This window comes from Nonomuraea sp. NPDC052116 (assembly GCF_040680035.1).
Lineage (GTDB): Bacteria > Actinomycetota > Actinomycetes > Streptosporangiales > Streptosporangiaceae > Nonomuraea > Nonomuraea angiospora_A.
The window spans coordinates 48,838-65,385 of record NZ_JBFAWA010000032.1 but is presented as its reverse complement, the minus strand read 5'-3'; the positions used below and the strand labels follow the sequence as shown (position 1 = coordinate 65,385).

15 protein-coding genes are annotated in these 16,548 nt (G+C 70.2%); 6 read left to right on the top strand and 9 right to left on the bottom strand.

Going from position 1 to position 16,548, the window contains the following annotated elements; translation table 11 throughout:
- Positions 1 to 34 precede the first annotated feature (34 nt).
- Positions 35 to 892 carry an aldo/keto reductase gene (locus AB0L65_RS45125; RefSeq protein ID WP_364259430.1) on the top strand — a complete coding sequence of 286 codons (858 nt, stop codon included), beginning with the start codon at positions 35 to 37 and terminating at the stop codon, positions 890 to 892.
- Positions 893 to 942: 50 nt separating this feature from the next.
- On the opposite strand, the gene AB0L65_RS45120 is transcribed toward AB0L65_RS45125, so the two are convergent.
- From AB0L65_RS45120 to AB0L65_RS45095, 6 genes are all read right to left on the bottom strand, one after another.
- Positions 943 to 3,165, bottom strand: a complete 2,223-nt coding sequence (locus AB0L65_RS45120) for a glycosyl hydrolase family 18 protein (protein WP_364259427.1) — start codon at positions 3,163 to 3,165, stop codon at positions 943 to 945.
- A 138-nt stretch (positions 3,166 to 3,303) separates the two neighbouring features.
- Positions 3,304 to 4,254: a VOC family protein gene (locus AB0L65_RS45115; RefSeq protein ID WP_364259424.1), complete on the bottom strand. Its 951-nt coding sequence runs from the start codon at positions 4,252 to 4,254 to the stop codon at positions 3,304 to 3,306.
- A gap of 87 nt (positions 4,255 to 4,341) precedes the next feature.
- Positions 4,342 to 5,523 (bottom strand): 4-oxalomesaconate tautomerase, encoded by a 1,182-nt coding sequence (locus tag AB0L65_RS45110; RefSeq protein ID WP_364259422.1) that lies wholly within the window; start codon positions 5,521 to 5,523, stop codon positions 4,342 to 4,344.
- Positions 5,524 to 5,528: 5 nt separating this feature from the next.
- The gene (locus AB0L65_RS45105) at positions 5,529 to 6,227 is read right to left on the bottom strand and encodes a 4-carboxy-4-hydroxy-2-oxoadipate aldolase/oxaloacetate decarboxylase (protein WP_364259419.1); all 699 of its coding nucleotides are present in this window, start codon (positions 6,225 to 6,227) and stop codon (positions 5,529 to 5,531) included.
- The gene (locus AB0L65_RS45100; protein WP_364259416.1) at positions 6,224 to 6,961 is read right to left on the bottom strand and encodes a PIG-L deacetylase family protein; all 738 of its coding nucleotides are present in this window, start codon (positions 6,959 to 6,961) and stop codon (positions 6,224 to 6,226) included. Before AB0L65_RS45100 ends, AB0L65_RS45105 begins: the two co-directional genes overlap by 4 nt.
- 211 nt (positions 6,962 to 7,172) lie before the next feature.
- Positions 7,173 to 8,189 carry a hypothetical protein gene (locus AB0L65_RS45095; protein ID WP_364259413.1) on the bottom strand — a complete coding sequence of 339 codons (1,017 nt, stop codon included), beginning with the start codon at positions 8,187 to 8,189 and terminating at the stop codon, positions 7,173 to 7,175.
- Between the two features lie 497 nt (positions 8,190 to 8,686).
- Between AB0L65_RS45095 and AB0L65_RS45090 the strand changes: the two genes are divergently transcribed.
- Together AB0L65_RS45090 and AB0L65_RS45085 are read left to right on the top strand one after the other, a co-directional pair.
- A complete protein-coding gene (locus AB0L65_RS45090) occupies positions 8,687 to 9,022 on the top strand; it encodes a hypothetical protein (protein WP_364259410.1) in 336 nt (111 codons plus the stop codon).
- Positions 9,023 to 9,874: 852 nt separating this feature from the next.
- The gene (locus AB0L65_RS45085; RefSeq protein WP_364259407.1) at positions 9,875 to 10,255 is read left to right on the top strand and encodes an EXLDI protein; all 381 of its coding nucleotides are present in this window, start codon (positions 9,875 to 9,877) and stop codon (positions 10,253 to 10,255) included.
- Between the two features lie 650 nt (positions 10,256 to 10,905).
- Here AB0L65_RS45085 and AB0L65_RS45080 read toward each other — a convergent pair.
- The 3 genes from AB0L65_RS45080 to AB0L65_RS45070 form a co-directional block, all read right to left on the bottom strand.
- Positions 10,906 to 11,262: a metalloregulator ArsR/SmtB family transcription factor gene (locus tag AB0L65_RS45080; RefSeq protein WP_364259404.1), complete on the bottom strand. Its 357-nt coding sequence runs from the start codon at positions 11,260 to 11,262 to the stop codon at positions 10,906 to 10,908.
- On the bottom strand, positions 11,259 to 12,173 hold the full coding sequence (locus AB0L65_RS45075) for a 2-dehydropantoate 2-reductase N-terminal domain-containing protein (RefSeq protein WP_364259401.1): 915 nt from the start codon (positions 12,171 to 12,173) through the stop codon (positions 11,259 to 11,261). Before AB0L65_RS45075 ends, AB0L65_RS45080 begins: the two co-directional genes overlap by 4 nt.
- Before the next feature lie 343 nt (positions 12,174 to 12,516).
- Positions 12,517 to 13,155 carry a GntR family transcriptional regulator gene (locus AB0L65_RS45070; RefSeq protein ID WP_364259398.1) on the bottom strand — a complete coding sequence of 213 codons (639 nt, stop codon included), beginning with the start codon at positions 13,153 to 13,155 and terminating at the stop codon, positions 12,517 to 12,519.
- Between the two features lie 208 nt (positions 13,156 to 13,363).
- On the opposite strand from AB0L65_RS45070, the gene AB0L65_RS45065 reads away from it, so the two are divergent.
- From AB0L65_RS45065 to AB0L65_RS45055, 3 genes are read left to right on the top strand one after another with little or no spacing between them, the layout of a single operon-like run.
- Positions 13,364 to 13,855, top strand: a complete 492-nt coding sequence (locus AB0L65_RS45065; RefSeq protein WP_364259395.1) for a hypothetical protein — start codon at positions 13,364 to 13,366, stop codon at positions 13,853 to 13,855.
- Positions 13,855 to 15,237, top strand: a complete 1,383-nt coding sequence (locus AB0L65_RS45060) for a hypothetical protein (RefSeq protein ID WP_364259392.1) — start codon at positions 13,855 to 13,857, stop codon at positions 15,235 to 15,237. The genes AB0L65_RS45065 and AB0L65_RS45060 overlap by 1 nt, the downstream gene beginning before the upstream one ends.
- Positions 15,234 to 16,544: a VWA domain-containing protein gene (locus tag AB0L65_RS45055; RefSeq protein WP_364259389.1), complete on the top strand. Its 1,311-nt coding sequence runs from the start codon at positions 15,234 to 15,236 to the stop codon at positions 16,542 to 16,544. The genes AB0L65_RS45060 and AB0L65_RS45055 overlap by 4 nt, the downstream gene beginning before the upstream one ends.
- Positions 16,545 to 16,548: the final 4 nt, after the last annotated feature.

Genomic DNA, 16,548 nt, shown 5'->3' with positions numbered 1-16,548 from the left:
ACGGCCCAGATGACAGCGAAACGGGGAACCCCGCATGTCCATAGAGCTTCAGTCCACCGGCACGTTCGCCATCGGTGACAAGACCGTCCATCGGCTCGGTTTCGGGGCCATGAGTCTCACCGGGCCCGGGGTCTGGGGGCCGCCGCGCGATCACGACGAGGCCGTGCGGGTGTTGCGGCGGGCCGTGGAGCTGGGCGTCGATCTCATCGACACCGCCGACTCCTACGGGCCCTACATCAGTGAGGAGATCATCCGGGAGGCGCTGCACCCGTACCCGGAGCGGCTGCTGATCGCGACCAAGGCCGGGTTCGTGCGGCCGGGGCCGGGGCAGTGGGTGGTCGTGGGGCGGCCCGCGTACCTGCGGCAGGAGGTCGAGATGAGCCTGCGGCGGCTCGGGGTGGACCGGATCGACCTGCTACAGCTGCACCGCATCGACCCGGAGGTGCCGCTGGAGGACCAGCTCGGCGAGCTGAAGGCGCTGCGGGACGAGGGCAAGATCGGCAGCATCGGCCTGTCGGAGGTGAGCGTCGAGGAGTTGGAGCGGGCGCGGCGCATCGTCGAGATCGTCACCGTGCAGAACCGCTACAGCCTCACCAACGCGTTCTCGGAGGACGTGCTGGAGCACTGTGCGGAGCAGGGGATCGGGTTCATTCCCTTCAGCCCCATCGCCAAGGGGGCGCTGGCGGTGGCCGGGAGTCCCGTGGACCATGTGGCCAAGGCCGTCGGGGCCACGCCCGCGCAGGTCAGCCTGGCCTGGTTGCTGGCGCGTTCGCCGGTGATGATGCCGATTCCGGGCACGTCCTCGGTGGCCCACCTGGAGGAGAACCTTGCCGCGTCCACCGTGGAGCTGACGGCCGCGCAGGTGAGCGAGCTGACGGCGGCCGCCCGCTGACGGGCCCTACGGCGGGCCCCTGGTTCCAGGGGCCCGCCGTGGGACGGTGGTCAGTTCAGGCCGGACTTCATGGCTGTGAGGAGTTCGGCGTTCGTGGTGTCGCCGCTGAGCTCCCAGAAGAACGCGCCGCCGAGGCCCTGGCTCTTCGAGTAGCTCATCTTGCCGCCGATCGTGCTCGGCGTGTCATAGCTCCACCACTGGCCGCCGCAGTACGCGTATGCCGTGCCCGCGACCGTGCCGGTGGACGGGCAGCGGGTCTTGAGCACCTTGTAGTCCTCGATGCCCTGCTCGTACGTGCCCGGCGCGGGTCCCGAGGCCGTGCCGCCGGGCGCGGACTGCGTGACGCCGGCCCAGCCGCGGCCGTAGAAGCCGATGCCGAGCAGCAGCTTGCTCGCCGGCACGCCCTTGCCCTTGAGCTTCTGGATCGCGGCGTCGGAGTAGAAGCCCGGGGTCGGGATCCCGGAGTAGGAGGTGAGCGGGGAGTGCGGGGCGGTCGGGCCCTGAGGCGCGAAGGCGCCGAAGTAGTCGTACGTCATGACGTTGTACCAGTCGACGTACTGCGCGGCGCCCGCGTAGTCGGCCGCGTCGATCTTGCCGCCGTTCGTGCCGTCGGCGGTGATGGCCGCGGTGACCAGGTTGCCGGAGCCGAAGCGGGAGCGCAGCGCCGACATGACGTTCCTGAACGCCGCCGAGCCGCTGGAGTCGCAGGTGAGGCCGCAGGCGTTCGGGTACTCCCAGTCGATGTCGATGCCGTCGAACACGTCCGCCCAGCGCGGGTCCTCGACCAGGTTGTAGCAGGAGTTGGCGAAGGCCGTGGGGTTCTGCGCGGCCTGGGTGAAGCCGCCGGACCAGGTCCAGCCGCCGAAGGAGAACAGCACCTTCAGGTTCGGGTACTTCTTCTTGAGCTTGCGCAGCTGGTTGAAGCTGCCGCGCAGCGCGCCCGCGTCCCAGGTGTCGGCCACGCCGTCCACGCTCTCGCCCGCCTGGTAGAAGCGGTCGTAGTCGGCGTAGCTGTCGCCGATCGTGCACTGGCCGTTCTGCACGTTGCCGAACGCGTAGTTGATGTGGGTCAGCTTGGCCGCGGAGCCGCTCGTGTCGATGTTCTTGACGTGGTATCCGCGCTGGTAGACGCCCCACTGCACGAAGTAGCCGAGCACCTTGTTCCCGCCACCGCCGCCGCCCGTGGTCGTGGCGGTGATGGAGTTGCTGTTGGCGGAGCGGTTGCCGGCGGCGTCGCGTGCCCGGACGGTGTAGCTGTAGCCGGTGTTGGCGGCCAGTCCGGTGTCGGTGTGGGTGGTGCCGGTGACGGTGGTGATGAGGGTGCCGCCTCGGTAGATCTCGTAGCCGGTGACGCCGACGTTGTCGGTGGAGGCGTCCCAGGCGAGAGAGACGGTGCTGCTGCTCACGCCGGTCGAGCGCAGGTTGCCCGGTACGGTCGGCGGGCTGGTGTCCGTGCCGCCGCCCGTCGTGGTGGCGGTGACGGTGTTGCTGTTGGCGGAGCGGTTGCCGGCGGCGTCGCGGGCGCGGACGGTGTAGCTGTAGGCGGTGCCGGCGGTCAGTCCGGTGTCGGTGTGGGTGGTGCCGGTGACGGTGGTGATGAGGGTGCCGCCTCGGTAGATCTCGTAGCCGGTGACGGCGACGTTGTCGGTGGAGGCGTCCCAGGCGAGGGAGACGGTGCTGCCGGTCACACCGGTCGAGCGCAGGTTGCCCGGTACGGTCGGCGGGCTGGTGTCCGTGCCGCCGCCCGTCGTGGTGGCGGTGACGGTGTTGCTGTTGGCGGAGCGGTTGCCGGCGGCGTCGCGGGCGCGGACGGTGTAGCTGTAGGCGGTGCCGGCGGTCAGTCCGGTGTCGGTGTGGGTGGTGCCGGTGACGGTGGTGATGAGGGTGCCGCCTCGGTAGATCTCGTAGCCGGTGACGGCGACGTTGTCGGTGGAGGCGTCCCAGGCGAGGGAGACGGTGCTGCCGGTCACACCGGTCGAGCGCAGGTTGCCGGGCACCGACGGGGCGGTGGTGTCGGTGCCGCCGCCGGTCGAGGGCTTCCACAGGGCGGGCACGTTCGGGGGCTCCCAGCCGGGCTGGGAGGTGTGGCTCTGGATGCACTCGTACTCGACGCCGTTGTACGTGACGTGCGTGCCCGCCGTGTACGCCGTCCACGGGGCCCACTCGGCGAGGGCGGCGTACGCCGAGGCGGAGACCGGCGGCGGGGCGACCGCCACGGCGGTGAGGGGCAGCAGTAACGCCACGAGGATCTTGCTCAGGACACTGTGTCTCATGACTCTCCGACATCCGGTTGGGGGTGTACGAGGGGTGGGATGTCAGGAAACTATTAGGAAAGTTTCCTTTAAGTTATGAGACGACGTTAGCCTCTGCCTGTGGAGGCGTCAATGAGTGAAATTCCGGTGTAAAGCCGATTATTCGGTCGGCGGGGTGCCGTGCGTGTGGAAGGAGGCGATGGTCTTCAGTCCCCACGCCTGGCCCTTGGCCCGCTCGGCCTCCGTCCACGTGATCGTCCGCCAGTCGGGCGCCAGGATGAGTCTGGTCAGCGGGTTGCACAGCTCGACGCGGTTGCCGCCGGGCTCGTAGACGTACAGGAAGAAGGTCTGCTGGATGGCGTGCTTGTGCGGGCCGGTCTCGATGAACACGCCGCTGTCCAGGCAGAGGTCGGCGGCCCGCAGGATGTCCTCGCGGGTGTTCGTGGCGAACGCGAGGTGGTGCAGCCGGCCCGAGGCGCCCGACCAGTCGTCGGTGTAGACGAGGTCGTAGGACTTGTTCGCGAAGTGCAGCCACTGGGCGGAGATCCGGCCGCTGTCCAGCATGATCTGCTCGGTCACCCGGGCGCCGAGCACGTCGCGCACGAAGGCGCCGGCGGTCGCGGCCTCGGCGGCAAGGAAGTTGACATGGTCGAGGCGGCGCACGCCCACCCCGTGGCCGGGGAACGCCTGCGGCTGGTTCTTCAGCGCGGGACGCAGCTCCTCGGGCGCCTCGTACCACTGCGACTCCCAGTAGAGGCGCAGCTCGTGGCCGTCGGGGTCACGGAAGGCGTACGTCGGGCCGCGGCCCGGGGCGCCGTCGCGCCAGCCGATGCCCAGCCCGGCGTCCTTGATCGCGCGCACCCGGCGCTCCAGCGCCTCCTGGCTGCTCGCCCGCAGCGCCGTCGACCCGATGCCCGAGGTGCGGTGGGCGGTCAGCGTGAGGCTGTGGTGCTCGTAGTCGTCGTACGTGCGCAGGTGCACCGAGTCGCCGTCCTGTCCGGCGGCCGTCATGCCGAGGATCTCGGTGAAGAACCACAGGCTCCGCTCCGGCTCGGGAGTGAGCAGCTCGACGTGGCCGAGGTGGGCGATGTCGTGCAGCAGGGCGTTCATCTCAACCTCGGGGGCATCTCGACCTCGGGGGCATCTCGACCTCGGGGGCATCTCAGCCTCGGGCGGCATCTCAACCTTGGGGCCATCTCAACGTCGGGCGCCATCTCGACCTCGCGGGCGGGGGAAGACCGTGCCGTCGAAGAGCTTGCGCGCGGTGCGTACGTTCGCCGCCCGCACCGCGGTCGGCGGGCTGGTGGACAGGTCGAGCTCCACCTCGACCTCCAGGTGGCCGGTGGGGTGCTCGACGTCCACGCGGGCACCCTCGGGCAGCCGGGCGAAGCGCCGGGCCACGCCGTGCGGGAGCAGCGCGGCGGTGACGACGCTGACCGCGCCGAGCACCCCGATCGCGGTGTGCGGCCTGACCGGGATGAACGTGCGGGTGCACAGCGCGCCGCCGTCGCGGGGCGGCGCGACCAGCGTGGTCTTGGGCACGGCCTCGCCGGTGACGTCGCCGAGCCCCATGAGCTTGCCCGCCTGAACGCGCAGCGACTGCACGCGCTCGCGGAGCCCGGCATCGGCCGCGAGCGTCTCGTACGGCTCGTAGCCGGTGATGCCGAGATCCTCCGCCGCCGCCACGACGACCGGCATGCCGTTGTCGACGCAGGTCACCTCGATCCCGTCGATCACATCCACCTCGCGGCCGGTGGGCAGCAGCCGCCCCGTGCCCGATCCGGCGGTGTCCTCGAACCCGAGCACCACGGCCGCGGCCGTGGCCGGAACGCCGGAGATGGCCGTGCCGCCGCGGTAGTCGACGCGCCCGCCCGGGGTGGGGAAGCGGGCGGTGGCGAGGCCGCCGGTGTTCACCAGGCGGATGCGGACCTCGGTGTCGTCGCCTCGCGGACGGACGAGGCCGCGCTCCACGGCGAACGGGCCGACACCGGCGAGCAGGTTGCCGCAGTTCTGCCGCCCGGAGACGGCCGGCTCGTCCACCGCGACCTGGAGGAAGAGGTAGTCGAGGTCGGCGCGGGGATCGGCGCTGGGCGACACCACGGCCACCTTGCTCGTGAGCGGGTGAGCGCCGCCGATGCCGTCGATCTGGCGCGGGTCGGGGCTGCCCAGGATGCGCAGGAGCAGGTCGTCGCGCTCCCGGGGATCTCCGGGGAGGTCGCCGGCCAGGAAGTAGGCGCCTTTGGAGGTGCCGCCGCGCATCAGCATGCAACGCACGCCGTCGTCGCCGCCGATGTCCGTCACGTCGGTCCGTGGTCGGCGGTCGTGGTCGCCGATGTCCGTCGCACCGGTCCATACTTGGCGGCCGTTGTCGTCGGCCATGTCCGTCACATCGGTCCGTACTCGGCGGCCGTCACGTACGTGATGCCGAGTCCGGGCAGGCGCGCGCGCAGGCCGTAGCGGTCGAGCCCCAGCTCGCCCTTGGCGAACGCCTCGCGGGCCGCGGCCTCCTTCGCGGCCCGGGCGGCGGAGGCGGAGATGCCCCGCTCCAGGTCGCCTCGCGGCACCACCAGCACCCCGTCGTCGTCGCCGAGGATCGTGTCGCCGGGCCGGACGAGCTGCCCGCCCACGGTGACGGGCACGTTGACCGAGCCGGGCGTCGCCTTGACCGTGCCCTGGGCGCTGACGGCCGCGCTCCACACCGGGAAGCCCATGGCCCGCAGCCCGGCGACGTCGCGCACGCCCGCGTCGATCACCAGCCCGCGCACGCCACGGGAGCGCAGCGAGGTGGCCAGCAGCTCACCGAACATCCCGTCGGTGGACGGCGAGGTCGTGGTCACGAGCAGGACGTCGCCCTCCTGGCACTGCTCGACCGCGACGTGGATCATCAGGTTGTCGCCCGGCCAGCACAGCACCGTGACCGCGTTGCCGCCCACGCTGCACCCGGGCCACGCGGGGCGCAGCCCGGGCCCCAGGTAGCCGGTGCGGCCGAGCGCCTCGTGGACGGTCGCGACGCCGTACGCGGCCAGGGTGTCGATCCGGTCGAGGCTCGCCCGCGGCGTGCCGGTGACGACCACGTGCCTCATGCCAGCACGTCCGTCACCTGCGGGTAGAGCCGCATGTAGGCCTCGCCCATGGTGTCGTGCGGCAGGCCGAGGTTGGGGCCCGCGTTGCGGCGCAGCTGCACCCCGCGGCGCTTGGCGAGGTCGGTGTAGTAGTCCCACATGTGCTGCTGGGCCGGCAGGCACTCCATCGCCTTGCGCTTCCTGTCGAACACCGGGGAGATGTCGAGCAGCACGTCGGGCTTGAAGTCACACTGCTCGGGCTGGTGCGGCTCGAAGAAGAACACGGGCGGCGCGCCGAGCGGCTCGCCCGGCGCGTCGTAGCCCGCGGCCTGCGCCAGCACGCGCGCCTGCAACGCCATGCGGGCCGCCGCGGGGTGGTCGCCGTTGTACGGGTCGGCCAGCGGATGCGTCAGCACCACGTCGGGCTCGACCTCCCGGTAGATCCGCACCAGCCGGTCGACCAGCTCCGGGGTCTCCACCAGGGGATAGTCGCCCGCGTCGAGGAACTCGATCTCGGCGCCCAGGGCCGCGGCGGCGTTCTGCGCCTCCTCGCGGCGGATCGCCTTGATCTCGTCGAGCGTACGGCCGGCGCGCCACGCCTTCGCGGACTCGCCACGCTCGCCGAAGCTGAGACAGACCACCTTGGCCCGCTCGCCGCGGCCGGCCGCGAGCGCGATGGCGCCGCCCGCGCGCCAGACGAAGTCGCCCGCGTGGGCGCTGATCACCAGAAGTGTGGGGGTCTTTGCCGAGGTCACCCGCTGACGCTACGAGTCGATCGATCAAATTGTCAACAGTTTCATCGGCAATCTGCCCCCAGCTCAACACAAGGCCTAGTCAAGCGTGAACTTCGACAATATTGTCAACGATATGGCTTTTCTTGCGCAGGTAGCAGTGCTCGGCCCTCCGCTCCCGAACGTGTTCCCAGCCGCCAGGTAGGTCTTGGCTGGGATTGAGCTAAGTCTGAGCTCAGCCGATCACCGGGTAGCTGCTCGACCCGAGGCCGCCGCCGGGCCACGGGCCGATCGCCATGGAGCTGTTCACCACTGACGGTGCGACTCCCGGTTGGGTCTCCCGGTCCGTTCCGGTCCTGCCATCGAGGACGACGGGCCCGTTGGCGGTTCTTCCGTAGACGACCCCATGGCAGGCTCCGGTCACGAGGGGAACCAGGCGCCCGCCGCCCTTCGTGATCGACCACAGCCACGAGCCGGTCTGCGCGTCGATCCCGCGGACCTGGACCTTCGGCGTCTGCCCGGTTCCGGACTGTTGGCCCGTGACCATCCCCGCCGCCACGGCTCGGGCCTCGAACCCGCGCATGCTCCACCGCACCTTGCGGCTACTCAGGTCCAGCGCGTACGTGTCGCCGCGCCGAGCCGACAGCGACGGGTCCACGATCCGATCGACCCCCACCCCGTCGGCCACACCTGCGAACGAGACCTCGACGCCGCTCGAACGGCCCGTCCCGGTCCACCCCTCGATGGGGATCTCGGTACGCCAGTCGGTCTTCCCGTTCTCTGGGTCGATCGAGACTACCTCGACCAGCGGACGGCCCGGGGTAGTACCCTGCCCCGGTGCCTCGCCGAGGAACGGTGCGAGCACGGTCGGCCGGCCTTGGACGGACGTGAGCGTCGGCAGCGCGATCACCGTGCCGATTCTCGGCTGCGGGTAGGTCGGCTTGATCACCTCCCGCACCTTGTTGGTGCGGGTGTCGATCAGGCGAATCTCCTCCCCGGAGGACACGGTCGGCTTGCTGCCATGGATCGGGACGACCGCCGTGGTGCCGTGCAGCAGCACCTCATCCGCGTTCGTAGAGACTTCCAGCGGCGCGGCGGCGGCGGCGTTGAAGCGGGTGGGCGGGTCGATGGACTTGAGGTCGACCGGCGGCCTCGACGTGAAGCGATTGCCGGGGTCCACCGGTTTGATCGGCGTGGACGTACACCCGCCAACCGCCGCCAGCACCAGCACGATTCCCGTGACAAATCGCATCGCAGCCCCATCGTCGGCATTCACGTCCGCCAATGCGGCAAACTACTGGTTCGCGCGGGCCGGCCCGTTCGGCGTCCGCCCCGAATCGACGCCGGAACCCGCCGCACCGGGGGACGACACCGAGCACCCGCCAGGTGAAGGTGCTGCTGCACTCGAGCGAGCCGCTGGTGTTCGCTGACCGGAAGCTCATCGCTCGGCACGAGCGACTGATCGCCAAGGACTCCTGTCAAGGGGCGTCCTGCGACGGATGGGACCATGCAGTCCGCAGCTGAGCCACCGAGGCCAGGGGCGGGGCCCCTATCCGAAAAGCGCGATCTTCGGGACGCGGCCCGGATAGTTGCAGGCCATGTTCCTTGGTTCAATCTAAGGCGCACCCAGGAGCCCGATGAGCGGGATGGCCGTTCCTGGTTACGACTGATGACGTTTCCGCGACGGGCCATGCGATCTGGGTGCGGAACGCGGTAACTCCACGATCCCGAAGTACGAGTAAGGAAAATATGAAGCCTGTCAAAAAGGCGATGATCAGCACGACAATGCTTGGCACGGTCCTCTGTCTCACGTCCGTCCTGGGGGTCCCAGCTGCTCAGGCTGAAGTATGGCGTTGCGAGCCATACGTCGATACCACCCGCAACGTGGGACAAACCACCTGCTACGAAGGCTACGGCAACTATCGCGTAGTGGTCGAATGCAACTCGGCTCACTGGCCGTACACAAGAAACATCGACGGCCCGGTGGTGTACAAAAGCACAGAACAGCAGTTCGGGCCGACTTCCTCGGTCTATGGGCAGCCAAATGGCTGCCATGTCGTTGACGCGTGGACCGTCGCCCTTTGACCTCAGCCCTCCGTGGGCCCAGCAGGAGCTGGTCCGCAGAGTCGCGAATCGGGCGCTCCGTCAGCGTGATCTGAGCGGCGACAAGGGAGCGCAGCTGCTCCGGACATAGGGCCAGGCGGTCGGCAAGGGGTCCTCAGGCAGGACGAAGGGCGGGGACCGTACGGTTCCCGCCCTTCGTTTCCGGAGGTCAGGCCACGGCCGCTTCCGGTGTCGCAGCGTCCCGGCCGGCTCGCGGTCGAGCGGCTGGGGCGGGGCGTTGAAGACGGTCTCGCCCAGGCGGCCCTCCGAGCGGGCCACCAGGACCGGGACGACGAGCCGGCCTCCAGGACTGGCAGGAGTCGTTGATCGAGTGATCGGTATTCGTCGGGCTGCTCGTTCAGTTGATCACTGGGGGGAGCTTGCAGGACGAGTTGGCGGAGCGCTGAGGCTCTGGCCGTTCCGGTGGCGAAGCCGGCGAGTCGGAGGTGCTCGCGGATGGTGCCGGCATGGGCGGGCTGGTCGGCCCGTCGCCGGAGAATAGCCAGCGCGTCCGGGTCGGTCGCGGTGTTGAGGTGAGGCCGGTCGTCGGCCAGCTCTCGAAGCAGGCTGGCGAAGGGTTCGGGCACGGGAGCGGGCGGGTCTCCGAGCTTAAGGAGTAGTGCGTCCTGGTCCTGGATGAGGTCATCGACGGTGAGCCGGACGAGGCGGGTGACGGCAGGCCGGGTTCGCTCGCGAACGGCACGTGCGAGTGCCGATGCCAGGTGGGGCGATCGCTGGCGATCCTATATTCCAGCGCGCGGCCGAACTCGCCGGGGGATGTCGACTGCGGTCGTCGCGGGCATTCGGCTGTACGTAGAGAGGAGTGAACGCAAGGTGGATGGGTTCAAGCAGGTCGAGGTGGAGGTCGACGACGGCCCTCTCGTCGCGACAAAGCGGTTTCAAGGGCGGCGCCTGTTCAGGCTTGAGCACAAAGACGGCTTGCGGGTCGTCACGTACGAGGTTTACGAGACCGCACGGCATCAGTTCGCTGTGTACTCCCGCGACGATCCAGACTGGTCGAAGCTGTCCGCACCGGGGGAAGACCCGATCTGGACGGATCCGGCCACCTGGGCGCCCGAGCAGTACAGCACCCGGAACCGCACACTGCAGGTGTTCCCAGATATCGAGTCAATGGAGAACGAGCTTCCATCGGATGTCATCGATCTGGTTCGGCGCGCCGTCACACAGCCGCTCGTCGAGGATCTGGATATCTAGCATTTTGCGCGCCTGAGGGTGCCCACTTCCGCGCGAGCAGTCGATCTCTTGCCGCTGCCGACACAGACCGGAAGCGATAGGGAGAAGATGCTGTGAATGGCGGTGGAGTCCGTCGTGGAACGACCCGATGGCGAACGATGTCTTCGGCCTTAAGAGCGGGGACTTCAGAAAACGATGGCCAGCAGACTAATTACGGCTCCAGGCGCTGTCGGTGAAGGCTGCGAGGGCGCGGGGCCTCGACCTCGGCGAAGAGTTCCAGACCACGCGGGCTGAACCACTGGCGCAGCCGGTCCGTCGTCGACTGCCCCGGGGACCGGGCGCCCAGCAACGCCATCGCGGCCTCTCGTTCCACCGGTTGCGAGACCGGCAACGGTGAGTCGCCGTCATCGTGGCGCGGGTCGTGGTCGGCAGTGATGCGGGCGGAGGTCTCCTTGCCCAAGGGGGACGTAGCGGCCGAGGCCGGCCAGGTGCTGGTGACGGGACCTGGCCCGCGACTCGGGCGCGGTGCGCCCAGCGGCGGCCAGGTAGGGTCAGCGCCGAGTGGCGCGGTTGGTGCGGCGTCCAGCCGTCGCCGGGTGTGCCGCCGCGGGTCGCCCGCACGGCGACCATGCCCGTACCCAGCCGGTCAACATGATGGTCAGCGCATGTCGCTACCGGCTGCTCGGCTGTTCCTCCAGGCCGGAAGCACAAGAGATGATCAACGTGATGAGGTCGCGCATCGGGGTCAGGAGGTCCGGGTAGGCCTTGGCGTTGAGGCCGTACAGGCGCAGGGCGCCGTTGCGCCGTACCGTCAGCAGATCCGCATCGCGCAAGATCTTGAGATGGTGGGAGGTGGCGGGCTGGGACAGCTCCAGGTGCGCGGCGATGTCACCGACGCTGCGTGGGGCCGCGGACTCCAAGAGGAAGACGACGATCTCCTGCCTGCGCTCATCCCCCAGGGCGGTGAACAGCGGCCGGGCCCGCGCGAACAGCGCGAGGACGTCCTGGGCCTCGATCGAGCCGCTCATGCGGGCAATGAGTCACGCAGAGCGGACAGATGGCCGACCGGCAGCGTCCTGGCGGCGCCTTCGGCGATCCAGCCGTCCAGCATCAGCCGCGTCTGCGCGCTCACCTTCGTGAAATGGGTCTCCAGGTAGCTGCGCAGGTTGAAGGGGAGCAGCCATGGCAGCACGCGCAACGCCAAGCCCACGGCCCAGGACGGGACGGAGACGGGAGCGCGCAGCCCGTGCTGAGCGGAGACCACGGCGACGGCCTCCCGGACGGACGCGGTGGCGCCCCGCAACCGTGCGCTCGACGCGGGCAGTCTCCAGCCGGAGGACTCCAACTCGGCGATGTAGGGGATCATGCGGGCGGCGGCGAGCTCTCCCGCACCGGCCCGCGTCACCCGCTTGGCCCGCACGCCACCGGCCTGAAGTGCGGCGACGACCTGCGGGGCGCGCGCTCCGGTGACGCCCGCCGCCGCACCGGGTGGCACCCAGTACGCCACCCCCGGCGCGGGGACCTCTCGCTCCAGCGGCGCCTGGTAGGCGAGCAGCGTCGGGGCCACCTGGACGATCTGCTCCTGTGGCCAGACCCGGGCGAGGGTGCTCAGATCGCCCGGGTCCTGGCCGATGGTGACCACCGTCGCCGCTCCGGCCGCGGCGCGCAGCGCACGCGTCCACTCGCCCCGCAACGCGGGCGAATCCACGCAGAGCCACACCATGTCCCACTGTTCGCGGCGCGGCTCACTGATCACCTCGTACGGCACAATCCGCTCGCTCACTGGCGCTCGCCCCCGCCTGAGCCGGTACAGCGAAGCCCCTTCCCAGCTCTCCCGGCCCGGCCTCACCAGATAGCTGACCCGGGCCCCGGCCGCGGCCAGCCACAACCCGAAGACCTGCCCCAGCGCCCCGGCCCCGACAATCAGCACCTTTGACATCGCTGCTCCATATATCTAAATATTTGGATATGTAGAACATTATCATCGCAGAAGTCCCCAGCTTCCGCAGCGACCAGCGTGCCACCGTGCTCCCGGCCTGCGTGAGCGCGGCCGCATCGGCTCGTCCACCAGCTACCGCATCATCGCCATCAGCTGCGGCAGGCTCGGGGCCGACGTCGTCATCGCCGTGACCACCGGCGCCGACAGTCTGGCCGCCTGCGAGGAGTCACGCCCCGACCGCAGGTCCGGCGCGCTCTACGCCGACCTGTCCACGAGCGCGCCTGCGACAAGCTGCGCATCGCCGAGCTGGTGGCGTCGGCGGGCGCGGGGCGATGGTGGCTCGTCAGTCGGTGGCCTCCAGCGCCTTGGCGACGCTGCGCAGGTGCTGCTGCATGGCCGTCTGCGCCGCCTCGGGGTCGCGGGCGACGATGGCGGCCACGATCAGCTCATGCTGCGGCAACGACAGCGCCGCCCGCCCCGGCTGCCGGGCCAGACGGAACTTGTGCCGGATCACCTGCGCCCCCAGCCGTTCGATGATCGACGCCGAGGTCTGGTGGGCAGCGATCTCGCGGACCTTGGCGTGCAGCGCCGCGTTGAGCTCGGAATATCGGTCGAGGTCGTTGCGCTCCACGGCGGCCCGCATCTCGGCGACGATCTCCCGCAGCCGCCCGGCCTGCTCCGGGGTGACGTGCTCGGCGGCCTTGGCGGCGGACAGGCCCTCCAGCACCATCCGGACCTCCGTGATCTCGATGGCCTCCGCCTTGGAGATCGCCCGTACGCGGGCGCCCTTGTTGCGTAGGATCTCGACCAGCCCCTCCGAGGCCAGCTCCCTGAAGGTCTCGCGCACGGCCGCGCGGGTGGCCCCGAACTGCTCGCACACGTCGGCCTCGACCAGCCGCTGGTTGGGCACGAAGTCCCCGCCGAGCACGGCCGCTCTGAGCCGGTCGGTCAGCGTCTCCTCCAGCGGGGACTCAGGGGTCACGGAATCCTCCCGTAGTTGAGCTTCGTTGACAATATTATCGACAATTATCTCAGGAGCCCTGAACCGCGCAGACCTTGGGCTTTGATCGTTTAGACCCGATCTGTCGGTGAGCTCCGGTAAGTTCCCGGATCATTGATCAGCCGGTCGCGAAGGCGCGGGCATTCCCGCCTGCGCCCGTGAGCCGGCCGGGCCGGGAGGGATCGAGGTCGTGGACGCGGACAGAGCCGCGTGGGAGCAGCACAGCGTGGTACGGGTGGTGCCGCCTGTCGAGCCGAGGAAACTGGCGAAGGTTCCCTTCGTCGAGCTGGCCGACGGGCGGTTGCAGGGGGTCGTGTCGAGCGGATCCGACATCGAACGGGTCTACGTCTCGTCCATTACCGCCGGCACCCACGCTTTGAGCTGCAGCACCAACAACAACCGGCCGTGCGGCGCGCTGCACGGCTACGCCTGCAAGCACATCCACCAGCTGGCCGACGAGGCGGTCCTGCAGTACGGGCTGGACCGGGTCGCCCGTTACCTGGGGGTGGAGGTGCCGGAGGGTCAGTCCCTGATGTCCTTCATCAAGGGGCCGGTCGAGCGCACCCCGGCCGCCGTGGTGTTCAGCAGGTTCCTGCGCCACCTGGCCTACCTGGAGGTGCCCGACAGCACGGAGCCGCTGGCCGAGCTGCACTGGTTCCCCGCGACGAAGGCGGTGCGCTGATGCTCGACGTACAGCTCGGAGAGCTGCAGGGCGACGCCCCGGCCGGGGCCGGCGAGGCGCTCGACCTGGTGACGGGGTTCGACGACGCGCTCACCCACGGGTTCGCCCGGCTCGGCGAGGAGGCGTCCGGGGCGCTGGCCGCCCTGGCGGGCGCGCTGGCCGGCAGCCCGCTCGGCGACCGGCTGGCCGAGGCGGCGGAGAAGGTGAGCGCCGGGTCGGTCGGCGACGAGCACCTGGCGGCGCTGGCCGGCGGGCGGGCCGCGCTGCTCGGCGCGGTGCACGACGCGCTGCTCGCCCGGTTCGACACGGCGCTGGGCCGCACTCGCGCGGCCTGGGAGCCCGCCGGAGACGCGGGCGACCCGGCGGGCGTGCTGGCCGCGTGCCGGGGCTGGCTGCGCGAGCTGGCGATCACCGGCTGGCGCGGCGTCGACCACGACGTGGTCTCCTCCGCCGATCCGGCGATCGAGGCGCTGCTGGCCACGCCCGGATTGCGCGGGTTGGCGGTGCTGCTCGACGGTCTGGCGGCGGAGCTGCGGGCGTCCTGCCCGGTGGGCACGATGGACCGGCTGCCCGTGCGCAGGTGGGCCGACCTGTGGACGCGCGCCCTGCTGCTGTCCCAGAAGGGCGCGTGGCACGGCGCCGCCGAGCCGGTCTCGGGGCGGCTGCTGATCCTCGGCGCCGACGTTCACGAGCACGCCACCGTGGTGCGGGTGCAGGTCCACGGCATCCTCGAGCCCGCGGGCGGCGCTCCTTCCCGGCTGGTACGCACGAGCGTGGCCGCCGCGAAGGTGGACACGATCTCCGGCCCGTCCGTGTGGCGGCTGATGGGCGACCACCCCGTGCTCATGGGCGCGCTGGCCGGGCACCTCAGCCTGGACCTCACCGACATGCCGCTGCTGCCGGGCGGCGACCTGGTGTGGCACGACGGCAAGGCGAGCGCCGGCGCGGCGGCCGACCCGTTCGCGACCGCGCGGGTCCAGCTCGCCGAGGCCGTGGCCCCGGCGACCCCGCCGCTCGACCGCCATCCCGTACGCATCGCGGAGCCCGTCTTCCTGGAGGGCTACACGATCCGCGACGAGACGCTCGACCTGGGCGGCAGCTCGCTCCCGGTGACCCTCGACCGGCTGCCGGCCTGCGGGCCGCTCACGCCCGAGCTGGTGTCGGCCTCCTCCGCCTGCATCGGCCTGATGCGCTGGGACGGCGGGCAGTGGCTCCTGCAGCCGCTCGCCGTGCAGGCCACGGTCAAGAAGAAGGGCGTCACCGCGCACAACGGCGACTGGGCCATGGGACCCACCGACCCCAAGGTGGTCAAGGCCGAGGCCAAGGCCGGCGACGTGGTCGCCGTGCTGCGCGAGCGAGCAGGGCGGTTGCTGAGGAAATGACCGATTCCCCCACCGCATCGGACGAGACCCGGCGCCAGGTGCTCTACTGGCGCCTGCTGTCCCGGCTGTTCAGCCCCGACGAGCAGCCCACCCTGGAGCGGGCGAGCGTGGCCATCGTCGACGACCTCGGCCTCCCGCCCGCGCTGCTGGACCCCGGCGTCTCGGTCGACAACCTCGTACAGCGCTTCCCCGACCTGGCCGCCGAGTTCGAGGGCCTGATGGTGGAGCGGGACCACGAGGAGGGCGACGAGGTCCGCCGCGCGGCCCTGGTCTCCAAGGTGCTGCTCAACGTGTTCGCCACCGGCTCGGGCAACGTCTCGGCGGCTCAGCTGGAGGCGTGGAAGAAGGACACGGCCTGGTTCGAGCGCGGCATGGGCTGCGAGGCGGGCGGGCTGCGCCACAGCCCGGGCAACGAAGAGCTGGCCGCGTTGCTCGCCGGGCTGGAGGGCGACCTGGTCAAGCGCATGCACCTGCGCGAGGTGCTGGCCGACCCGGTGCTGTCCAAGCAGCTCACGCCCAGCATGTCGCTCATCGAGCAGTTGCTGCGCGACAAGTCCAACCTGTCGGGCGTCTCGCTGGCCAACGCCAAGGCGCTGATCCGCCGGTACGTGGACGAAGTCGCCGAGGTGCTGCGCACCCAGGTGGAGCAGACCAGCGCGGGCGTCATCGACCGTTCGGTGCCGCCGAAGCGGGTCTTCCGCAACCTCGACGTCGAGCGCACCATCTGGAAGAACCTCACGAACTGGAGCCCGGAGGACGAGCGGCTCTACGTCGACCGGCTCTTCTACAAGCAGACAGCCCGCCGCACCACCCCGGCCCGCCTGATCGTGGTCGTCGACCAGTCGGGCTCGATGGTGGACTCGATGGTCAACTGCACCATCCTGGCCTCGATCTTCGCCGGGCTGCCCAAGGTCGACGTGCACCTCATCGCGTACGACACCCGGGCACTCGACCTGACTCCGTGGGTGCACGACCCGTTCGAGGTGCTGCTGCGCACCAAGCTCGGCGGCGGCAACGACGGCCCGGTCGCGATGGCCATGGCCCGTCCGAAGATCGCCGATCCGCGCAACACCGTGATGGTGTGGATCTCCGACTTCTACGAGTTCGACCGTTCGCAGCCGCTCTACGACGGCATCGAGGCGGTCTACCGCTCGGGGGTGAAGTTCATCCCCGTCGGTTCGGTCAACAGCTCGGGCCAGCAGAGCGTGGACCCGTGGTTCCGCAAGAAATTCAAGGATCTGGGCACTCCGGTGATCTCAGGCCACATCCGCAAGCTCGTCTTCGAGCTCAAGAACTTCCTCGCTTAGGAGA